Origin of the sequence: Paracoccus simplex, assembly GCF_042648325.1 — a bacterium.
Lineage (GTDB): Bacteria > Pseudomonadota > Alphaproteobacteria > Rhodobacterales > Rhodobacteraceae > Paracoccus > Paracoccus simplex.
This window is the reverse complement of sequence record NZ_JBHRXE010000011.1, coordinates 63,824-80,411: the sequence shown is the minus strand read 5'-3', so window position 1 is coordinate 80,411 and position 16,588 is coordinate 63,824. Positions and strand designations below refer to the sequence as shown.

Annotated in this window: 16 protein-coding genes; 7 read left to right on the top strand and 9 right to left on the bottom strand. The window is 67.6% G+C overall.

Annotated elements, in window-relative coordinates; genetic code table 11:
- Positions 1–42: 42 nt before the first annotated feature.
- The 6 genes from ACFOMP_RS05330 to ACFOMP_RS05305 are packed head-to-tail and all read left to right on the top strand — an operon-like array spanning position 43 to position 5,359.
- Entirely contained in the window at positions 43–495 is a 453-nt protein-coding gene (locus tag ACFOMP_RS05330; RefSeq protein ID WP_289893914.1) for a c-type cytochrome, read from the top strand.
- A 12-nt stretch (positions 496–507) separates the two neighbouring features.
- Positions 508–1,878, top strand: a complete 1,371-nt coding sequence (locus ACFOMP_RS05325; protein ID WP_019351573.1) for a cbb3-type cytochrome c oxidase subunit I — start codon at positions 508–510, stop codon at positions 1,876–1,878.
- Positions 1,879–1,882: 4 nt separating this feature from the next.
- The gene (locus ACFOMP_RS05320) at positions 1,883–2,674 is read left to right on the top strand and encodes a CbbQ/NirQ/NorQ/GpvN family protein (protein WP_379028384.1); all 792 of its coding nucleotides are present in this window, start codon (positions 1,883–1,885) and stop codon (positions 2,672–2,674) included.
- Between the two features lies 1 nt (position 2,675).
- Entirely contained in the window at positions 2,676–4,583 is a 1,908-nt protein-coding gene (locus ACFOMP_RS05315; protein ID WP_379028382.1) for a nitric oxide reductase D protein, read from the top strand.
- Positions 4,583–5,119 (top strand): cytochrome c oxidase subunit 3, encoded by a 537-nt coding sequence (locus tag ACFOMP_RS05310; protein WP_379028380.1) that lies wholly within the window; start codon positions 4,583–4,585, stop codon positions 5,117–5,119. The genes ACFOMP_RS05315 and ACFOMP_RS05310 overlap by 1 nt, the downstream gene beginning before the upstream one ends.
- A 15-nt stretch (positions 5,120–5,134) precedes the next feature.
- Complete coding sequence (locus ACFOMP_RS05305) at positions 5,135–5,359, top strand: cytochrome C oxidase subunit IV family protein (RefSeq protein WP_289893920.1); 225 nt, start codon at positions 5,135–5,137, stop codon at positions 5,357–5,359.
- Here ACFOMP_RS05305 and ACFOMP_RS05300 read toward each other — a convergent pair.
- From ACFOMP_RS05300 to hmpA, 3 genes are all read right to left on the bottom strand, one after another.
- The gene (locus tag ACFOMP_RS05300; protein WP_289893921.1) at positions 5,356–6,069 is read right to left on the bottom strand and encodes a Crp/Fnr family transcriptional regulator; all 714 of its coding nucleotides are present in this window, start codon (positions 6,067–6,069) and stop codon (positions 5,356–5,358) included. The two genes, ACFOMP_RS05305 and ACFOMP_RS05300, sit on opposite strands and share 4 nt — an antisense overlap.
- Positions 6,070–6,164: 95 nt before the next feature.
- Complete coding sequence (locus ACFOMP_RS05295; protein ID WP_379028378.1) at positions 6,165–6,629, bottom strand: hypothetical protein; 465 nt, start codon at positions 6,627–6,629, stop codon at positions 6,165–6,167.
- 12 nt (positions 6,630–6,641) lie between these two features.
- Complete coding sequence (hmpA, locus tag ACFOMP_RS05290; protein ID WP_379028376.1) at positions 6,642–7,850, bottom strand: NO-inducible flavohemoprotein; 1,209 nt, start codon at positions 7,848–7,850, stop codon at positions 6,642–6,644.
- 115 nt (positions 7,851–7,965) lie between these two features.
- Between hmpA and ACFOMP_RS05285 the strand changes: the two genes are divergently transcribed.
- The gene (locus tag ACFOMP_RS05285; protein WP_289893924.1) at positions 7,966–8,421 is read left to right on the top strand and encodes an RrF2 family transcriptional regulator; all 456 of its coding nucleotides are present in this window, start codon (positions 7,966–7,968) and stop codon (positions 8,419–8,421) included.
- 12 nt (positions 8,422–8,433) lie between these two features.
- On the opposite strand, the gene ACFOMP_RS05280 is transcribed toward ACFOMP_RS05285, so the two are convergent.
- The 6 genes from ACFOMP_RS05280 to ACFOMP_RS05255 are packed head-to-tail and all read right to left on the bottom strand — an operon-like array spanning position 8,434 to position 16,574.
- Entirely contained in the window at positions 8,434–8,958 is a 525-nt protein-coding gene (locus ACFOMP_RS05280) for a DUF2478 domain-containing protein (RefSeq protein WP_379028375.1), read from the bottom strand.
- Positions 8,955–9,767: a peptidylprolyl isomerase gene (locus ACFOMP_RS05275; RefSeq protein ID WP_379028373.1), complete on the bottom strand. Its 813-nt coding sequence runs from the start codon at positions 9,765–9,767 to the stop codon at positions 8,955–8,957. Before ACFOMP_RS05275 ends, ACFOMP_RS05280 begins: the two co-directional genes overlap by 4 nt.
- A gap of 11 nt (positions 9,768–9,778) precedes the next feature.
- Complete coding sequence (gene narI, locus ACFOMP_RS05270) at positions 9,779–10,582, bottom strand: respiratory nitrate reductase subunit gamma (protein WP_289893928.1); 804 nt, start codon at positions 10,580–10,582, stop codon at positions 9,779–9,781.
- 12 nt (positions 10,583–10,594) lie between these two features.
- Positions 10,595–11,296 carry a nitrate reductase molybdenum cofactor assembly chaperone gene (gene narJ / locus ACFOMP_RS05265; protein ID WP_289893929.1) on the bottom strand — a complete coding sequence of 234 codons (702 nt, stop codon included), beginning with the start codon at positions 11,294–11,296 and terminating at the stop codon, positions 10,595–10,597.
- Positions 11,293–12,813 (bottom strand): nitrate reductase subunit beta, encoded by a 1,521-nt coding sequence (gene narH / locus ACFOMP_RS05260; protein ID WP_289893930.1) that lies wholly within the window; start codon positions 12,811–12,813, stop codon positions 11,293–11,295. Before narH ends, narJ begins: the two co-directional genes overlap by 4 nt.
- Complete coding sequence (locus ACFOMP_RS05255; RefSeq protein ID WP_379028370.1) at positions 12,810–16,574, bottom strand: nitrate reductase subunit alpha; 3,765 nt, start codon at positions 16,572–16,574, stop codon at positions 12,810–12,812. Before ACFOMP_RS05255 ends, narH begins: the two co-directional genes overlap by 4 nt.
- Positions 16,575–16,588 lie beyond the last annotated feature (14 nt).

The following is a 16,588-nucleotide window of genomic DNA, read 5'->3' as shown; positions in this document are numbered from 1 at the left end:
CATTCAAAGGGCGATTGCCAACTGCTCGCGGAGTCGCTCGCCATGCGCGAAGTCCTGACGAAGAGCATGGCCCGGAACATCTTTTATGGCGGGTCGCTGTTCTTCATTCTCATCTTCATCGGGCTTTTCGCCCATAGTCATTACTATATCACCCATGTCTCGACGGACACGGCCGGGCTGACGCCCGAGGTCGCCGCGGGCAAGCACCTGTGGGAAAAGAAGGCCTGCATCAACTGCCACTCGATCCTGGGCGAAGGCGCCTATTTCGCGCCCGAACTGGGCAACGTGATGAAACGCTGGGGCGTGCAGGACGATCCCGAGACCGCCTTCGAGGCAATGAAGGGCTGGATGGAAGCCCAGCCCACCGGCGTCGAGGGCCGTCGGCAGATGCCGCAATTCCACCTGACCGACCAGGAGATCCGCGAACTGACCGATTTCCTGCTGTGGACCGGGCGGATCAATACCCAGAACTGGCCGCCGAACGATGCGGGCTGAAGGAACGAAGCGATGAAATACCAGACCCAGAAAATCGCGCTGGCCTATATCTACGTGGCGCTCGCGCTCTTTGCCGTGCAGGTCCTGATGGGGCTGCTGATCGGCTATATCTATGTCAACCCGAACTTCCTGTCCGAGACCCTGCCCTTCAACATCGGTCGGATGCTGCATTCCAACGCGCTGATCGTCTGGCTGCTGACCGGCTTCTTCGGCTCGGCCTATTTCCTGATCCCCGAGGAGGCCGAGCGCGAGATCCATTCGCCGCTGCTGGCCTATCTGCAGCTGGCGATCATGGTCGTCGGCACGCTGGGCGCGGTGCTGACCTATGCCTTCAACCTGTTCGAGGGCAATTTCCTGCTGGGCATGCAGGGGCGCGAATTCCTTGAACAACCCACCTGGGTCAAGGTCGGCCTGGTCGTGGCGGCATTGATCTTCCTCTACAACGTCTCGATGACGATGCTGAAGGGCCGCAAGACGGTCATCTCGACCATCCTGCTGCTGGGGCTTTGGGGGCTGGCGCTGCTGTTCCTGTTCGCCTTCTACAACCCGGTGAACCTGGCGCTCGACAAGCAATACTGGTGGAACGTCATCCACCTCTGGGTCGAGGGCGTGTGGGAGCTGATCATGGCCTCGATCCTGGGCTTCCTGATGCTGAAGCTGACCGGGGTGGACCGCGAGGTGGTCGAGAAATGGCTTTACGTCATCGTCGCCTCGGCGCTGTTCTCGGGCATCCTGGGCACCGGGCACCATTACTACTGGATCGGCATGCCCGCCTATTGGCAGTGGATCGGCTCGATCTTCTCGAGCTTCGAGATCGTGCCCTTCTTCGCGATGATGGCCTTCGCCTTCGTCATGGTCTGGAAGGGCCGGCGCGACCATCCGAACAAGGCGGCGCTGCTGTGGTCGCTGGGCTGCGCGGTGCTGGCCTTCTTCGGCGCCGGGGTCTGGGGCTTCCTGCACACGCTGCACGGGGTGAACTACTATACCCACGGCACCCAGGTCACCGCGGCGCATGGCCACCTGGCCTTCTTCGGCGCCTATGTCTGCCTGAACCTGGCGCTGTTCACCTATGCCATGCCGATCCTGCGCGGCCGCGACCCCTATAACCAGGTGGTGCTGATGGCCTCGTTCTGGCTGATGGCGGGCGGCATGCTGTTCATGACCTTCGTGCTGACCTTTGCCGGCACCGTGCAGACCCATCTGCAGCGCGTGCTGGGCATGAACTACATGGAAGTGCAGGACCAGCTTGCGCTGTTCTACTGGATGCGCTTCGGCGCCGGCGTCGCGGTGGTGCTGGGGGTGGTCCTGTTCATCTGGGCGACGCTGATGCCGCGCCGCGAAGTGATCGAGCCCGGCCCGGTCGTCAAACATGCTGCGGAGTGAGACCATGGACGGAAGCATCACCCCTGCCCCCTTCTACCTGCCGCAGGGCGACGAATGCGAGGTCTTCGCCGCCGCCCATGCCCACGGCCTGCCCTTGCTGCTGAAAGGCCCGACCGGCTGCGGCAAAACCCGCTTCGTCGCCCATATGGCGGCGAGGCTGGGCCGGCGGCTTTATACCGTCTCCTGCCATGACGACCTGTCGGCGGCCGACCTGATCGGGCGCTACCTGCTCAAGGGCGGCGAGACGGTCTGGGTCGACGGCCCCCTGACCCGCGCCGTGCGCGAGGGTGCGATCTGCTATCTCGACGAGGTGGTCGAGGCCAGGAAGGACGTGGCCGTGGTCCTGCATCCGCTGACCGACGACCGCCGCATCCTGCCCATCGACCGCACCGGCGAGGAATTGCAGGCCGGACCCGGCTTCATGCTGGTCGCCAGCTACAACCCCGGCTACCAGAACATCCTGAAGACCCTGAAGCCCTCGACCCGGCAGCGCTTCCTGTCGGTCGAGTTCGGTTTTCCGCTGCCCCAGCACGAGCTGCCGGTGGTCTGCCGCGAAAGCGGGCTGGACGAAAGCCGCGCCAAGCTCTTGATCCGCATCGCCGGCAAGCTGCGCGGGCTCAAGGGCCAGGATCTGGAAGAGGGCGTCTCGACCCGGCTGGTGATCTATGCCGCGACGCTGATCGCCGGCGGCATGGGCTTCGACCGGGCCGTCGCGGCGGCGATGATCGAGCCCCTGACCGACGATGCCGACGTCAAGCGCGGCCTTGTCGATCTGGTCGGCGCGCTGGCAGGCTGACATGGCGCATGATCTCGCCCCATGGGAGCCCGAGGAGACGGTCGGCAAGCTCTGGCACGGTCTGGCCAGCCGATTGGACGCGCCGCCCGATTTCAGCGCCGCGGCGGTGACGCTGGAGCAGATGCAGCCGCGGCTGGCGGTGCTATTCCGCGGCTTGGGCGGCGGTCCTTCGGTCGAGATCCGGCCGGTGGCGGACGAGGAAAGCGGCCACCGGCTGCGCCTGCGCCGCCGCCTGGCCACCCCGGCCGAACGGGTGGCGCGCGCCAGTTTCGACGGCGAGGTGCTGCGCCTGCCGGCGCGACTGGCCGAGTTTCCCGATGCCGCGGACAATGCCGCGCTTTACCTGTGGCGTGCGGCCGCCGCGGCCCATGCGCCGCGCCCCGCCCTGCCCGCGGATCCGCTGCGCGCCGATCTGGCCGCCATCGCCGGCGCCCGCGCCATGGTGGCGGCCACCCTGGCCGACGCGCCCGGCCTGCGGCCGGTCTGGGACCGGCTGGCGCAGGCGCATCTGGCGCTGCGGCCGGCCAGCATCGGCGGAACCGAGGGTGCCGTCGAGGCGCTGATCCGCCGGTCGTTGGGCGATCCGGTGCCGGCCGATACCGCGCTGCTGGACGATCCCGGCCGCGCCCCGCCGGCGCCGCGCGGCTATCGTCCGTTCCGGCCGGTACCGATGTGGCCCGACCTGCGCGCCCCGCGCCTGTCGGCGCCCTCCGAAACTGCCGAACCGGCGACCGGCGGCGATGCCGAGGAAGCCGGGGACGGCCCGGCCCGCAAGGCCCGCCGCCACAAGGCCGACCAGGCCGAGCGCAAGGACAGCATCATCCTCTACAAGTTCGAGGCCCTGCTGAGCTGGACGCAATTCCTGAACCTCAACCGCCGGGTCGAGGATGACGATCTGGAAAACGCCAAGAAGGCCGCCGACGACCAGGACGAGATCGGCCTCGGCCAGGTCTCGAAGGCGCCGGCGACGCGGCTGAAGCTGCACCTGGACCTCGCCCCCGAGGACGTGGACCGCGAGCGGCTGTCCGCAGCCTTCACCTATCCGGAATGGGACGCGCGCGCCCAGACCTATCTGCCCGACCATTGCCGGGTGCTGGCTGCGCCCGCCGGCGGCGATGCCGCGCTGCAGGCCCCGCCCGATGCCGCCGCCCGCCGCCGCATCCGCGCCGTGCAGCGCCGCTTTCAGGCGCTGCGCCCGGCCCGGACCATGCAGTCCGGCCAACCCGACGGCGAGGAGCTGGACCTGGACGCCGCCTTGCGCTCGGTCACAGATCTGCGTGCCACCGGGCGCGGCAGCGACCGCATCTGGCGCCAGTCCCGGCCGGGGCGGCGCGACCTGGCGGTGTCGATCCTGCTCGACGTGTCGCGCTCGACCGAAAGCATGGTCTCGGGCCGGCCGGTGATCCAGATCGCCCGCGAGGCGCTGACCGCGCTGGCCTGGGGGCTGGATAGCTGCGGCGACCGCTTTGCCGTCCAGGGTTTCTCGTCGCTCAGGCGCGACCGGGTCTGGCTGCATGGCTGCAAGGATTTCGACGAGCCGATGGGCCCGGCGGTCGAGGCGCGCATCAACGCGCTGAGCCCCGGCTTCTACACCCGCCTTGGCGCCGCCCTGCGGCATTGCTCGGCCGGGCTCGCCGCACAAAGCCGGGCGCGCCGGCTGCTGCTGGTGCTGACCGACGGCAAGCCCAACGACCTGGACCACTACGAGGGCCGGCACGGCATCGAGGACAGCGCCATGGCGGTGCGCGAGGCCCGTCGCGCCGGCCATGCGGTCTTCGGCATCACCATCGACCGCGCGGCGCAGACCTGGTTCCCGCGCATCTTCGGCCGCGGCGGCTTCGCGGTGATCCGCGATCCCGACCGGTTGGTCGGTGCCCTGCCGGAAATCTATCGCCAGCTGGTGTCGTGATGCGGCTGGACGATCTTCCCGGCGAATTGCTGATGTGGGTGCTGATCGTGTCCGAGTTGCTGGTCTTTGCCGCCGGCATCACGGTGATGGCGGCGCTGCGCCTGCGCGACCCGGCCGGCTTTGCCGAGGCGCAGGCGCTGCTGGACGGCCGCCTGGCCGCGCTGAACACGGTGATCCTGGTCAGTTCCGGCTATGCCGCCGCCCGGGCCGAGCGGGCCGCGGCGCGGGGCCGCAAGCGCGCGGCGCGGCTGGGCCTGGGCCTTGCCGCCCTGGGCGGGCTGGGTTTCCTGGCCCTGAAGGCGGCGGAATATGCCGGCGACTGGGAGCGCGGCATCAGCATGGAGGCCAGCCCGTTCTTCACCTTCTACTACCTGCTCACCGGCTTTCATGCCGCCCATGTCATCGCCGGGGTGGCGCTGCTGGCGCTGGTGGCCTGGCGCGCCCGGTCGGACGCGGTTCAGGCCGGCGCGATGTTCTGGCACATGGTCGACCTGGTCTGGGTGCTGATCCTGCCACCGATCTATCTTCTGGGCTAGGCAATGGACGTTTTGATGAAAACCTGGCTCTGGCTTCTCGCTCTGGTGTTGGTGACGGTGGCCTTGGCGCAGGGCGCGGGACCGCTGGTCGGCGCGGGGCTGCTGGCGCTGGCGGCGCTGAAAGCCCGGGCGATCCTGGGACAGTTCCTGCACCTTGCCGGCGCGCCGGGCTGGCTGGCGGCGGTGATGACGCCCTTGCTGCTGTGGCTGGCGCTGATCGGGACGCTGAGCGCGCTCTAGCGCGACCAGGCATCGCCCGGATCGCCCTCGACCACCTCGCGCAGCGCCGGGATCGAGCCGATCTCGGCGCTGTTCTGGCGGATCTGCACGCCATGGTCGCGCAGCCGGGCAAAGGCGCGGCTCAGGCTTTCGGGCTTCATGCCCAGCCGCCCGGCAATCAGCGCCTTGTCATAGGGCAGCGTCACCGTGGCGCGGTCCTCGGCCCCTTCGGGGCACAGTTCCAGCAGGAAGCCCGCCACCCGCTGCGTGCCCGAGCGCGCCTTCAGCTCCTCGATCTGTTCGACCAGCGCCTGCAGGTGCTGGAAGGTCGAGGCGATGATCGAGATCGCCGCCTCGGGTCGCGATTTCAGCGCCGAAAGCAGCGCGTCCGAGGGCAGCGCGATCAGCCGGCAATCGGTCGAGGCCTCGGCCGAGACCGGATAGGCGGCGCGGCGCAGCGCGATCGGCTCGCCGAAACTTTGGCCGCGCGTCATCGTGCCCACCACCGCCTCGGTGCCGCCGGGCGACAGCCGGTAAAGCTTCACCCAGCCCTCGGCCACGATATGCAGGGCGCGGGCGATGTCGCCCTGGTAGAAGATCGGTGCGCCGCGCTGGTACTGCACCACCCGCGCCTGGTCCAGCAACTGCTCGGACAGCGCCGGGGGCATGGTCGAGAACAGCCGCGACTGGCTGGCGATCTGGCGCAGGGCCGGGGTCAGGGGCGCGGACATGGCATCACCATGGAAAAGGAATCTTTCGCAGCGGATCGAAAGGCCATGTTACGACAAGACGGCGGCCGCGGGCACCCGCGATCTGCCGCAGGTTGTCAGAACATGCCATGCGCCCCGCCCACGGCGCCGATCACGGCGACGAGGGCGACGGCCAGCAGCAGGTAATGTATCCGACCCAGCCGGTCGAAATCGCGCTCGGCCTGGGGCGAAGTCGCCATGCGGCGATGCAGGAACAGCGGCTCGATCACGAACAGCATGGCGGCGAAGACCAGCCAGACCGCCAGCATGGCGTGCATCCACCAGAAGGCGGGATCGGAAAAGCGCTGCCACATTTCGCCGCGCCAGGTCATCCACAGCCCGCTGGCCCCGGCCAGCGCCACCCAGAGCCGCGCCTGGGGCGAGAACCGGCCCTCGATGGCGTGAAAGGCGGCCAGCCGCTCGCCCGGCGAATGCAGCCGGCGGATCGCCGGGATCACCACCAGGGTCACGAAACCCACGCCGCCGATCCACATCAGCACCGCGACGACATGGACGATCCGCGCCAGGGTGAAATCGTCCATGCTGCGCTCTCCTCAGGCGGCCAGAAGCTCGTCGGCGGGGCCGAAGAACTCGTAATGGATGCGGTCCGAAGCCACCCCGGCCAGCGACAGTGCCGAGACGGCCGCACGCAGGAAGGGGCGCGGGCCGCAGATATAGTAATCCGCCGTGGCGGCCGGGGTATTGGCCAGCAGCCATTCCTCGGTGATCAGCCCGGCGATGTCATAATCGCGGCCGGCGACCTCGTCCGCAAGCGGAGTCTGGTGGAAATCGGTCACCCGGACGTCCCTGCCCTGCGCCGCCAGGGCCCGGACATGGGCGCGCATGGCATGGGTGTCGCGGTCATGGGTGCCGTGGAGGTAATGCACCGTCACCTCGGACCCTTCGGCGACCAGCGATTCCAGCATGGCGACCATCGGCGTCAGGCCCACGCCCCCCGACAGCAGCACCACCGGGCGCGTCGGCCGGCCGTCCAGGAAGAACTCGCCCGCCGGCGCCGCCACCTTCAGCACCGTGCCCGGCGCCTGCTCGTGCAGCCAGCTCGATGCCAGCCCCAGCGGCTCGCGCTTGACCGAGATGCGATAGGTTTCGCCGTTCGGTGCGGCCGAGATGGAATAGTTGCGCTTGGCCGCCGGATGGCCGGGGATCTCGAACCAGAAGGTCAGATACTGGCCGGGCTTGTGGTCCATCACCGGACCGCCATCGACCGGGCGCAGCACGAAGGACTTGATGACGCTGCTTTCGCGGATCACCTCCTCGATGCGGAAGTCGCGCCAGCCGTTCCAGCCGCCGGCGGCCTCGACCTGGGCACCGTAAAGCCGCGTCTCGCGGGCGATCAGGATATTGGCCAGGAACCAGTAGGCCTCGCCCCAGGCGGCCAGCACCTCGTCGGTCGCCGCCTCGCCCAGCACATGGCGGATGGCGCCCAGAAGCGCCTCGGCGACATGGGGGTAATGCTCGGGCAGGATCTGCAGGCCGACATGCTTCTGGGCGATGCGCTCGACCGCCGGGGCCAGCGCGCCCAGGTTCTCGATATTGCTGGCATAGGCCAGGATCGCCCCGGTCAGCGCCCGCGGCTGGGCGTCGGCGGCACCGTGATGCGACTGGTTGAACAGATCGCGGATCGCCGGGTCGCGGAACATGCGGGCATACATCTCGTGCACGATCTCCATGCCATGCGCCTCGAGCGCGGGAACGGTGGCCTTGACCAGCGCGATGGTCTGGGCGCTGAGAGTCTGGGTCATGGGAATTCTCCTGTCCGGGGTTGTCGCGACGCGGGGTCAAAATCATGTATCCGCGATACATCTATCCTTGCGCCGGAAATCATGCAATTCCTGTGCATGTTTTCGGGAAGACGGAATGCGACTGACGCGATACACCGATTTTGCCATGCGGGTGCTGCTGTATCTGGGGCGGCAGCCGGACCGGCTGTGCTCGATCGCCGAGATCGCAAGAGCTTACGGAATCTCGCAAAATCACCTGATGAAGGTCATCAACGACCTGGTGAATGCCGGCTATCTTGCCAGCGTGCGCGGTCGCAATGGCGGCATCCGGCTGGCGCGTCCGCCGGCCGAGATCAGCGTGGGTGCGCTGATCCGTCACACCGAGGACGATTTCGATCTGGTGGGCTGCGCCGGATGCATCATCGCCCCGGCCTGCGGCCTGACCTCGATGCTGGACGAGGCGCTGCAAGCCTTCATGGCGGTGCTCGACGGCTATACGCTGGCCGATGTGCTGGCGCGACGCGGGGATTTCCTGCCGCTGCTGCATCCGACCGGCCGCGGGCCGGAGCAACCGGCCGGACCGGCCGGCTGAGCGGCGGGCGGTTCAGGCGGCGGCGCAGACCGGGGCCGCCGCGCGGGCGGCGCGGCACCAGCGCAGGACGGCCTCGGGTTCCGGCGGCAGGGCATCGGCCAGGCCGCCGGCAAATTCCAGGAAGGGCGGCAGGTTCAGCCCGTTCACCCCGACCAGCACCGGCAGGCCGCGGGCCAGGGCCTCGGCGATGGTGCCGGCAAGACCCCTGCCCTCGGCCTCCTGCTTGCCGAACTTGTTGACGACCAGAAACTCGGCGCGGTCCAGCGCCCGCTCGGTCCAAAGCACCGAACGCTCCAGCGCTTCGGCATCCAGCCGGCAGCCGCGCGCCTCGGCGCCGCGGTCGACGCTGATGCGCACCGTCGGCCCGTCCGGCAGCAGCCGCAGGTCCATGTCGCAAAGCGGCCGGTCGTCGCGGTCGATATTGGTCTGCACGGTGCCGGCCAGCCGCAGGCCCTCGGCCTCGAGCCGGGCGACCACGCCGGCCAGCAGCGCGTCGATGGCGCCGCGGCCGGACAGGGTGACATAGCCCAGTTTCATCGGTCTTTCCTTTCGGCTTCCGCCGCCAGGCTCACGCCGCTGACCTCGGCCCGCGCCACCAGTTCGGCGGTGAAGGTGCGGCTGGCCACGACCCAGGCGGCTTTCTCGCGCGCCTCGCGCAGATGCGGCAACACCGTCTCGAAGGGCAGGATCGCGCCCCGCGCCTTGGCGTCCAGCCGGATCAGATGGAAGCCGTAGCGCGTCTCGACCGGCTGGGCCGAGATTTCGCCCTCCTCCATCCCGGCCAGCGCCGCCTCGAATTCCGGCACCGTGTCGCCGGAGCTGAGCTGCCCCAGCAGCCCGCCATTCTGGCGCGAGGAACAGGCGCTGTTCTGCGCCGCCAGTTCGGCAAAGCGGCGCGGTACGCGGCGCAGCTCGTCCAGCAGCGCCAGGGCGGTGTCGCGCGCCACGGCCCGCGCCGCGGCGTCGCCCGCCGGGGCGGCGATCAGGATATGCGCCGCCTCGTAAAGCGAAGGGGCGCGGAACCGCTCGGGCGCGCCATCGTAAAGCGCGCGCAGGGCGAATTCGTCGGCCGGCTCGGGACGGATGGCGGTTTCCAGAAGCTGGCGGATCATCGCCTCCTCCTCGGTCTCCCACTGTCCGGGGGCAAGCTCGGCCGGCTCGGGTGCGATGCCCCGCGCCCGAGCCTCCTGCAGCAGGATCTCGCGCAGGGCCAGGGCACGGGCGGCGGCCTTCCAGGCCTGGCCCGGCTTGCCCTTGGGCGCCGGATGGTTCTGCGCCTCGGCGGCGATGCGCTCGGCCGGGATGGTCACGCCGTTGACCACGATCGGCGGCAGAAGCGGTTTCATCTCCATGGCCATCACTCCGCCGCCTGCGGCAGGGGCTCGGGCCGCTGCCGGGCCAGGTCATGCGCCGCGACCTTGCGGGCCAGCGCCTCGCGCGCCTCGGCGTCGCGGGGCAGCGGGCTCAGGCCGACGCCGCGCCGGGCGCCGCGTTTCGAGCGCACGATCTGGTAGCCGGGCCGCCACAGATAGCGCACCGGCGCCGAGAGCATGTGCACCAGCCGGGTGAAGGGGAACAGCAGGAAGATGGTCAGGCCCAGAACGATATGCACCTTGAAGATCCAGGACACATCCGCCAGATGCGCCGCCGGGTCCGTGCCGAAATAGACCACGCCCTGCGCCCAGTTCATGAACTTGACCATCTCGTGCCCGTCCAGATGCCCGGCCGACACGAAGATCGTCCCCAGCCCCAGCACCAGCTGCAGCATCAGCAGCGCCAGGATGCCGGTATCGGCCAGCGTCGAATTGGCCCGGATGCGCGGATCGGTCAGCCGGCGCTGCAGCAGGATCGCGCCGCCGACCAGCGCCATCAGGCCGGCGATGCCGCCGGCCGCCATGGCCAGGACCTGCTTGGCGCCGTGGCTGATCCCCAGCGCGTCGAAAACCGCGATGGGCGTCAGAAGCCCGACCAGATGGCCGCCCAGAATCACCAGCACGCCGACATGAAACAGCACCGAGCCGATGACGAACTGCCGGCGGCGCAGAAGCTGGCTGGACGAGGATTTCCAGGTGAAGGGATCGCGCTCGTACCGCACGATCGAGCCGAAGACCATCACGGTGATGGCGATATAGGGATATATTCCGAACAGGAAATTGTTCATCTCTTCCTCCTGTTAGCTGGCGGTCCGCGCCGGGTTGCGTTCCGGTGCGGGGTCCATGCGGGCAAGCAGGTCGCGGCTGACCGGGCAGCCGGCATTGGGATCGGGACCGAAGGTGACCTGCGCCTCGGCCCAGACCGCATCGAGGGCCTCCAGATCCTCGGGGTTGTCGTCCTTGCAGGCCAGAAGCGTCTGCACCTCCTCGGTATCGGGATCGGCGCCGGCGACCATGACCAATGCCTCGAGCACCGCGGCATAGGCGGTGTCGCGGCGCGTCAGCCGCTCGGCCAGCGCGACCAGGATATGGCCGGCGTCGGCCAGCACCGCCTGCGCCTCGGCCAAGGGCCGGGTCGACAGGTATTCCAGCAGCACCGGCAGGTGGTCGGGCAGCTCGGTCCCGCCCAGATCCAGGCCGCCGGCGCGATACATCTCGAGCAGGTCGACCATGGCGCCGCCGCGGTCGCGGCTTTCGCCATGGATATGCTCGAACAGGTTCAGCGACAGGGTGCGCGAGCGGTCGAAAAGCAGGACATAGCGTTCCTGCAATTCGTAAAGGTCGCCGCGCGCCAGTTCGGCCAGCAGCGGCGCCAGCGCCTCCATGCGCTTGGGGCCCAGCAGCCCGTCGTCGCGCAAGGTCGCCTCGATGGCGGGGATCGCCTCCTGCAGCTCGGCCGAGGGATAGCTCAGCAGCAGCGAGAATGCCTTGAAGGTCTTCATGCGATGAACTCCTGCGGGCTGCGGAACTTCTTGCCCGAGAACAGCTTGCCGCTGCTGTGGCCCGACGAGCAGCCGTTGCCGTCGGTGAAGCTGCAGCCGCCCTTCAGATCATAGGCATCCTCGACCAGCTCGCGATGCGTGGTCGGGATGACGAAGCGGTCCTCGTAATTGGCGATGGCAAGCAGGTGATACATCTCGTCGATCTGATGCGGGGTCAGGCCGACGCGCTTGGCGACGCCCAGATTCACCACCCCGTCGACGGTCTTCGAGCGCATGTAGCTGCGCATCGCCAGCATCCGCTCCAGGGCCGAGGCGACCGGGGCCTCGTCGCCGGCGGTCAGCATGTTCGCGAGGTAACGCAGCGGGATGCGCAGGCTGCGCACGTCGGGCATATCGTCCTGCGCGGCGATCTTGCCGGCCTCGGCGGCGTTCTGGATCGGCGACAGCGGCGGCACGTACCAGACCATCGGCAGCGTGCGGTATTCGGGATGCAGCGGGAAGGCGATCTTCCACTCCATCGCCATCTTCCAGATCGGCGAGTTCTGCGCGCCCTTGATCCAGTCCTCGGGGACGCCCTCGGCGCGCGCTGCGGCGATCACCTCGGGGTCGTTCGGGTCCAGGAACACGCCAAGCTGCGCGTCGTAGAGGTCCATTTCCGACTCGGTCGCGGCGGCCTCGGCGATCTTGTCGGCGTCATAGAGCATCACGCCCAGATAGCGGATGCGGCCAACGCAGGTTTCGGAACAGACCGTGGGCTGGCCGCTTTCCAGGCGCGGATAGCACAGGATGCATTTTTCCGATTTGCCCGAGGACCAGTTGTAATAGATCTTCTTGTAGGGGCAGCCGGAAACGCACATGCGCCAGCCCCGGCACTTCTCCTGGTCGATCAGCACCACGCCGTCGTCCTCGCGCTTGTAGATCGCGCCCGAGGGGCACGAGGCGACGCAGGCCGGGTTGAGGCAATGCTCGCAGAGCCGCGGCAGATACATCATGAAGGTATTCTCATACTCTCCGTAGATGTCCTTCTGCACGCCCTCGAAGTTGTAGTCCTTGCTGCGTTTCTCGAATTCGCCGCCCAGGATCTCCTCCCAGTTCGGGCCCCATTCGATCTTCTCCATCCGCTCGCCGGTGATCTTGGAGCGCGGCCGGGCGGTCGGGAACGCCTGCATTTCCGGCGCCGATTTCAGGTGGTCGTAGTCGAAATCGAAGGGCTCGTAGAAATCGTCGATCTCGGGCAGGTCGGGGTTGGCGAAGATATTGGCCAGGATGCGCCACTTGCCGCCCTGTTTCGGTTGCAGGTGGCCGGCGCGGGTCCGGGTCCAGCCGCCGTTCCAGCGCTTCTGGTTCTCCCAATCCTTGGGATAGCCGATGCCGGGCTTGGTCTCGACGTTGTTGAACCAGGCGTATTCGACCCCCTCGCGCGAGGTCCAGACGTTCTTGCAGGTGACCGAGCAGGTATGGCAGCCGATACACTTGTCCAGGTTCAGCACCATGCCGATTTGCGCACGAACTTTCATTCCGCTGCCTCCACTTTTTGGGTTGCGGCCCCGGTTTCCAGGGGTTGGTCGAGCCAGTCGACCTGATCGAGTTTGCGGACGATGACGAATTCGTCCCGGTTGGCGCCCACGGTGCCGTAATAGTTGAAGCCGTAGGCCAGCTGCGCATAGCCGCCGATCATATGGGTGGGCTTCGGCACGATGCGGGTGACCGAGTTGTGGATGCCGCCGCGCTTGCCGGTGACTTTCGAGCCGGGCGTGTTCACGATCTTTTCCTGGGCGTGATACATGAACATGCTGCCTTCCTTGATGCGCTGGCTGACCACCGCGCGGGCGCTGATGGCGCCGTTGGAGTTGAAGACCTCGACCCAGTCGTTATCGACGACACCGGCCTTGCGGGCGTCGATTTCCGAGATCCAGACCACCGGACCGCCGCGGTTCAGCGTCAGCATCAGCAGGTTGTCGGTATAGGTCGAATGGATGCCCCATTTCTGGTGCGGGGTCAGGAAGTTCAGCACCACGTGCTTTTCGCTGGCGCCCAGCGATTTCGTCGCGGCATGACCCACGGTCTTCAGGTCCACCGGCGGCCGCCAGGTCACGAACCCCTCGCCAAAGGCCCGCATCCATTCGTGGTCCTGGTAAAGCTGCTGGCGGCCGGTGACGGTGCGCCACGGGATCAGCTCATGCACGTTGGTCCAGCCGGCATTGTAGCAGACCTCCTCGCTTTCGATGCCCGACCAGGTGGGCGACGAGATGATCTTGCGCGGCTGGGCAGCGATGTCGCGGAAGCGGATCTTCTCGTCCTCCTTGACCTCGGCCAGGTGCTTGTGGTCAAGCCCGGTCGCCTTGCCCAGCGCCTCCCAAGCCTTGACGGCGACCTCGCCATTGGTTTCGGGCGCCAGCATCAGCACCACCTCGGCGGCGTCGATGGCGGTGTCGATGCGGGCCATGCCCTGGGTCGGTCCCTCCTCGGTGACGGTGCCGTTCAGCGCCTTCAGATGATGCACCTCGGTCTTGGTGTCCCAGGCGATGCCCTTGCCGCCATTGCCGACCTTTTCCATCAGCGGCCCAAGCGCGGTGAAGCGCTTGTAAAGGTTCGGGTAATCGCGCGTCACTTCGATATAGGCCGGTGCGGTCTTGCCCGGGATCAGGTCGCATTGGCCCTGTTTCCAGTCCGCGACCAGCGGCTGCATGATCTCGCCGGCGCTGTCATGCTGCAGCGGCAGCTGCACCACGTCGGTCTCGACCCCCAGCACCTCGGGGGCGATGTCCGAGAATTTCCGGGCGATGGACTTGAAGATCTCCCAATCCGATTTCGACTCGTAAGCCGGGTCGACCGCCGCCTGCAGCGGGTGGATGAACGGATGCATGTCCGAGGTGTTCATGTCGTCCTTTTCGTACCAGCTGGCGGTCGGCAGGACGATGTCGGCATAGACGGCGGTGGTCGACATGCGGAAGTCGATGGTGACCAGCAGGTCCAGCTTGCCCTCGGGCGCCTGGTCGTGCCAGCGCGCCTCGACCGGCTTGACCCCGCCTTCCTCGCCCAGATCCTTGCCCTGCACGCCGTGATCGGTGCCGAGCAGATGCTTGAGGAAATATTCATGCCCCTTGCCCGAGGAACCCAGCAGGTTCGAGCGCCAGACATAAAGGTTGCGCGGCCAGTTCTCCGGCGCGTCCGGATCCTCGCAGGACATTTCCAGCCGGCCGGATTTCAGTCCGCGCGCGACGTAGTCCTTGACCTCGACGCCCTCGGCCCGGGCGGCCCGGCCGACATCCAGCGGGTTCTGGCGCAGCTGCGGCGCCGAAGGCAGCCAGCCCATGCGCTCGGCCCGGATGTTGTAGTCGATCAGGCTGAGCCGGTCCCAGTCGCCCTTGGGGGCGGTCGGCGACAGCAGCTCGCGTGCCGTCACCGTCTCGTAGCGCCACTGGTCGGTATGGGCATAAAAGGCGCTGGTCGAGTTCATGTGCCGCGGCGGGCGCGCCCAGTCCAGCGCAAAGGCCAGCGCCGTCCAGCCGGTCTGCGGGCGCAGCTTCTCCTGGCCGACGTAATGCGCCCAGCCGCCGCCGGACTGGCCGACGCAGCCGCACATCACCAGCATGTTGATGACGGCGCGATAGTTCATGTCCATGTGGAACCAATGGTTCATCGCCGCGCCGATGATGACCATGGACTTGCCATTGGTCTTTTCGGCATTGCTGGCGAATTCCCGCGCCACCTGAACGATCTTGTCGCGGCGCACGCCGGTGATCCGCTCGGCCCAGGCCGGGGTGAAGGGCACGTCGGCGTCATAGCTCTTGGCGACGTTCTCGCCGCCCAGGCCCCGGTCGAGGCTGTAATTGGCGCAGAGCAGGTCGAAGACCGTGGCGACCAGCGCCTGCTCGCCATTGGCCAGGGTCAGGCGCTTGACCGGCACATTGCGGGTCAGCACCTCGCCGCGATCGTCCACCGCGAAGCCGTTGGTCGCGGCACCGCCGAAATAGGGGAAGTCCACCGCCACCACGTCGTCGCGATCCTGGTCGAGGATCAGGCTCATGCGCAGGCGGACCTCGTCCTCGCCGGCTTTCTGTTCCAGGTTCCAGCGCCCCTGCTCACCCCAGCGGAAGCCGATCGAACCGTTGGGGACCACGATGCGGCCGCTGGTGTCGTCTATGGCGACGGTCTTCCATTCGGGGTTGTTCGCCTGGTCCAGCGCGCCGTCGAAATCGCTGGCGCGCAGCTGGCGGCCGGGGACCAGCCGGCCGTCCTGATCGTCCAGCCGCACCAGCATCGGCATGTCGGAATAGCGGCGGCAGTAATCCTCGAAATATTCGGCCTGCCGGTCCAGGTGGAATTCGCGCAGGATGACATGGCCGAAGGCCATGCCCAGCGCCGCGTCGGTGCCCTGCTTGACGTTCAGCCAGATGTCGCCGAACTTCGCCGCTTCCGAATAGTCCGGGCAAATCACCGCCGACTTGGTGCCGCGATAGCGCGCCTCGGTATAGAAATGCGCGTCGGGCGTGCGGGTCTGCGGCACGTTCGAGCCCCAGAGCAGCAGATAGCCCGCATTGTACCAGTCGGCGCTTTCGGGAACGTCGGTCTGCTCGCCCCAAGTCTGGGGCGAGGCCGGCGGCAGGTCGCAATACCAGTCATAAAAGGACATGCAGGTGCCGCCCAGAAGCGACAGGTAGCGCGTCCCCGCCGCATAGGAGATCATCGACATGGCCGGGATGGGCGAGAAGCCGAAGACCCGGTCGGGACCGTATTTCCGGGCGGTATAGGCGTTGGCGGCGGCGGTGATCTCGGTCGCCTCGTCCCAGGTGGCGCGCACGAAGCCGCCCTTGCCGCGGATGCGGGTATAGCTTTCGCGCGCCTGCGGGTCGTTCTGGATCGAGGCCCAGGCCTCGACCGGCGCCATGGTCTTGCGCCGCTCGCGCCAGAGCCGCATCAGTTTGCCGCGGATCAGCGGCGTCTTCACCCGGTTGGCGCTGTAGAGATACCAGCTGTAGGAGGCGCCGCGCGCGCAGCCGCGCGGCTCGTGGTTGGGCAGGTCCGGCCGGGTGCGCGGATAATCGGTTTGCTGGGTTTCCCAGGTGACGATCCCGGACTTGACGTAGATCTTCCACGAACACGAGCCCGTGCAGTTCACCCCGTGGGTCGAGCGGACGATCTTGTCGTGCCGCCAGCGGGCGCGATAGGTGTCCTCCCAGTCGCGGCTTTCGATGGTGGTCTGGCCGTGGCCTTCCGCGAAGCGGTCCTTGCGCAGGCTGGTCAGGAAGTTCAAGCGATCCAGAAGATGGCTCATGGCTCTCTCCGTTT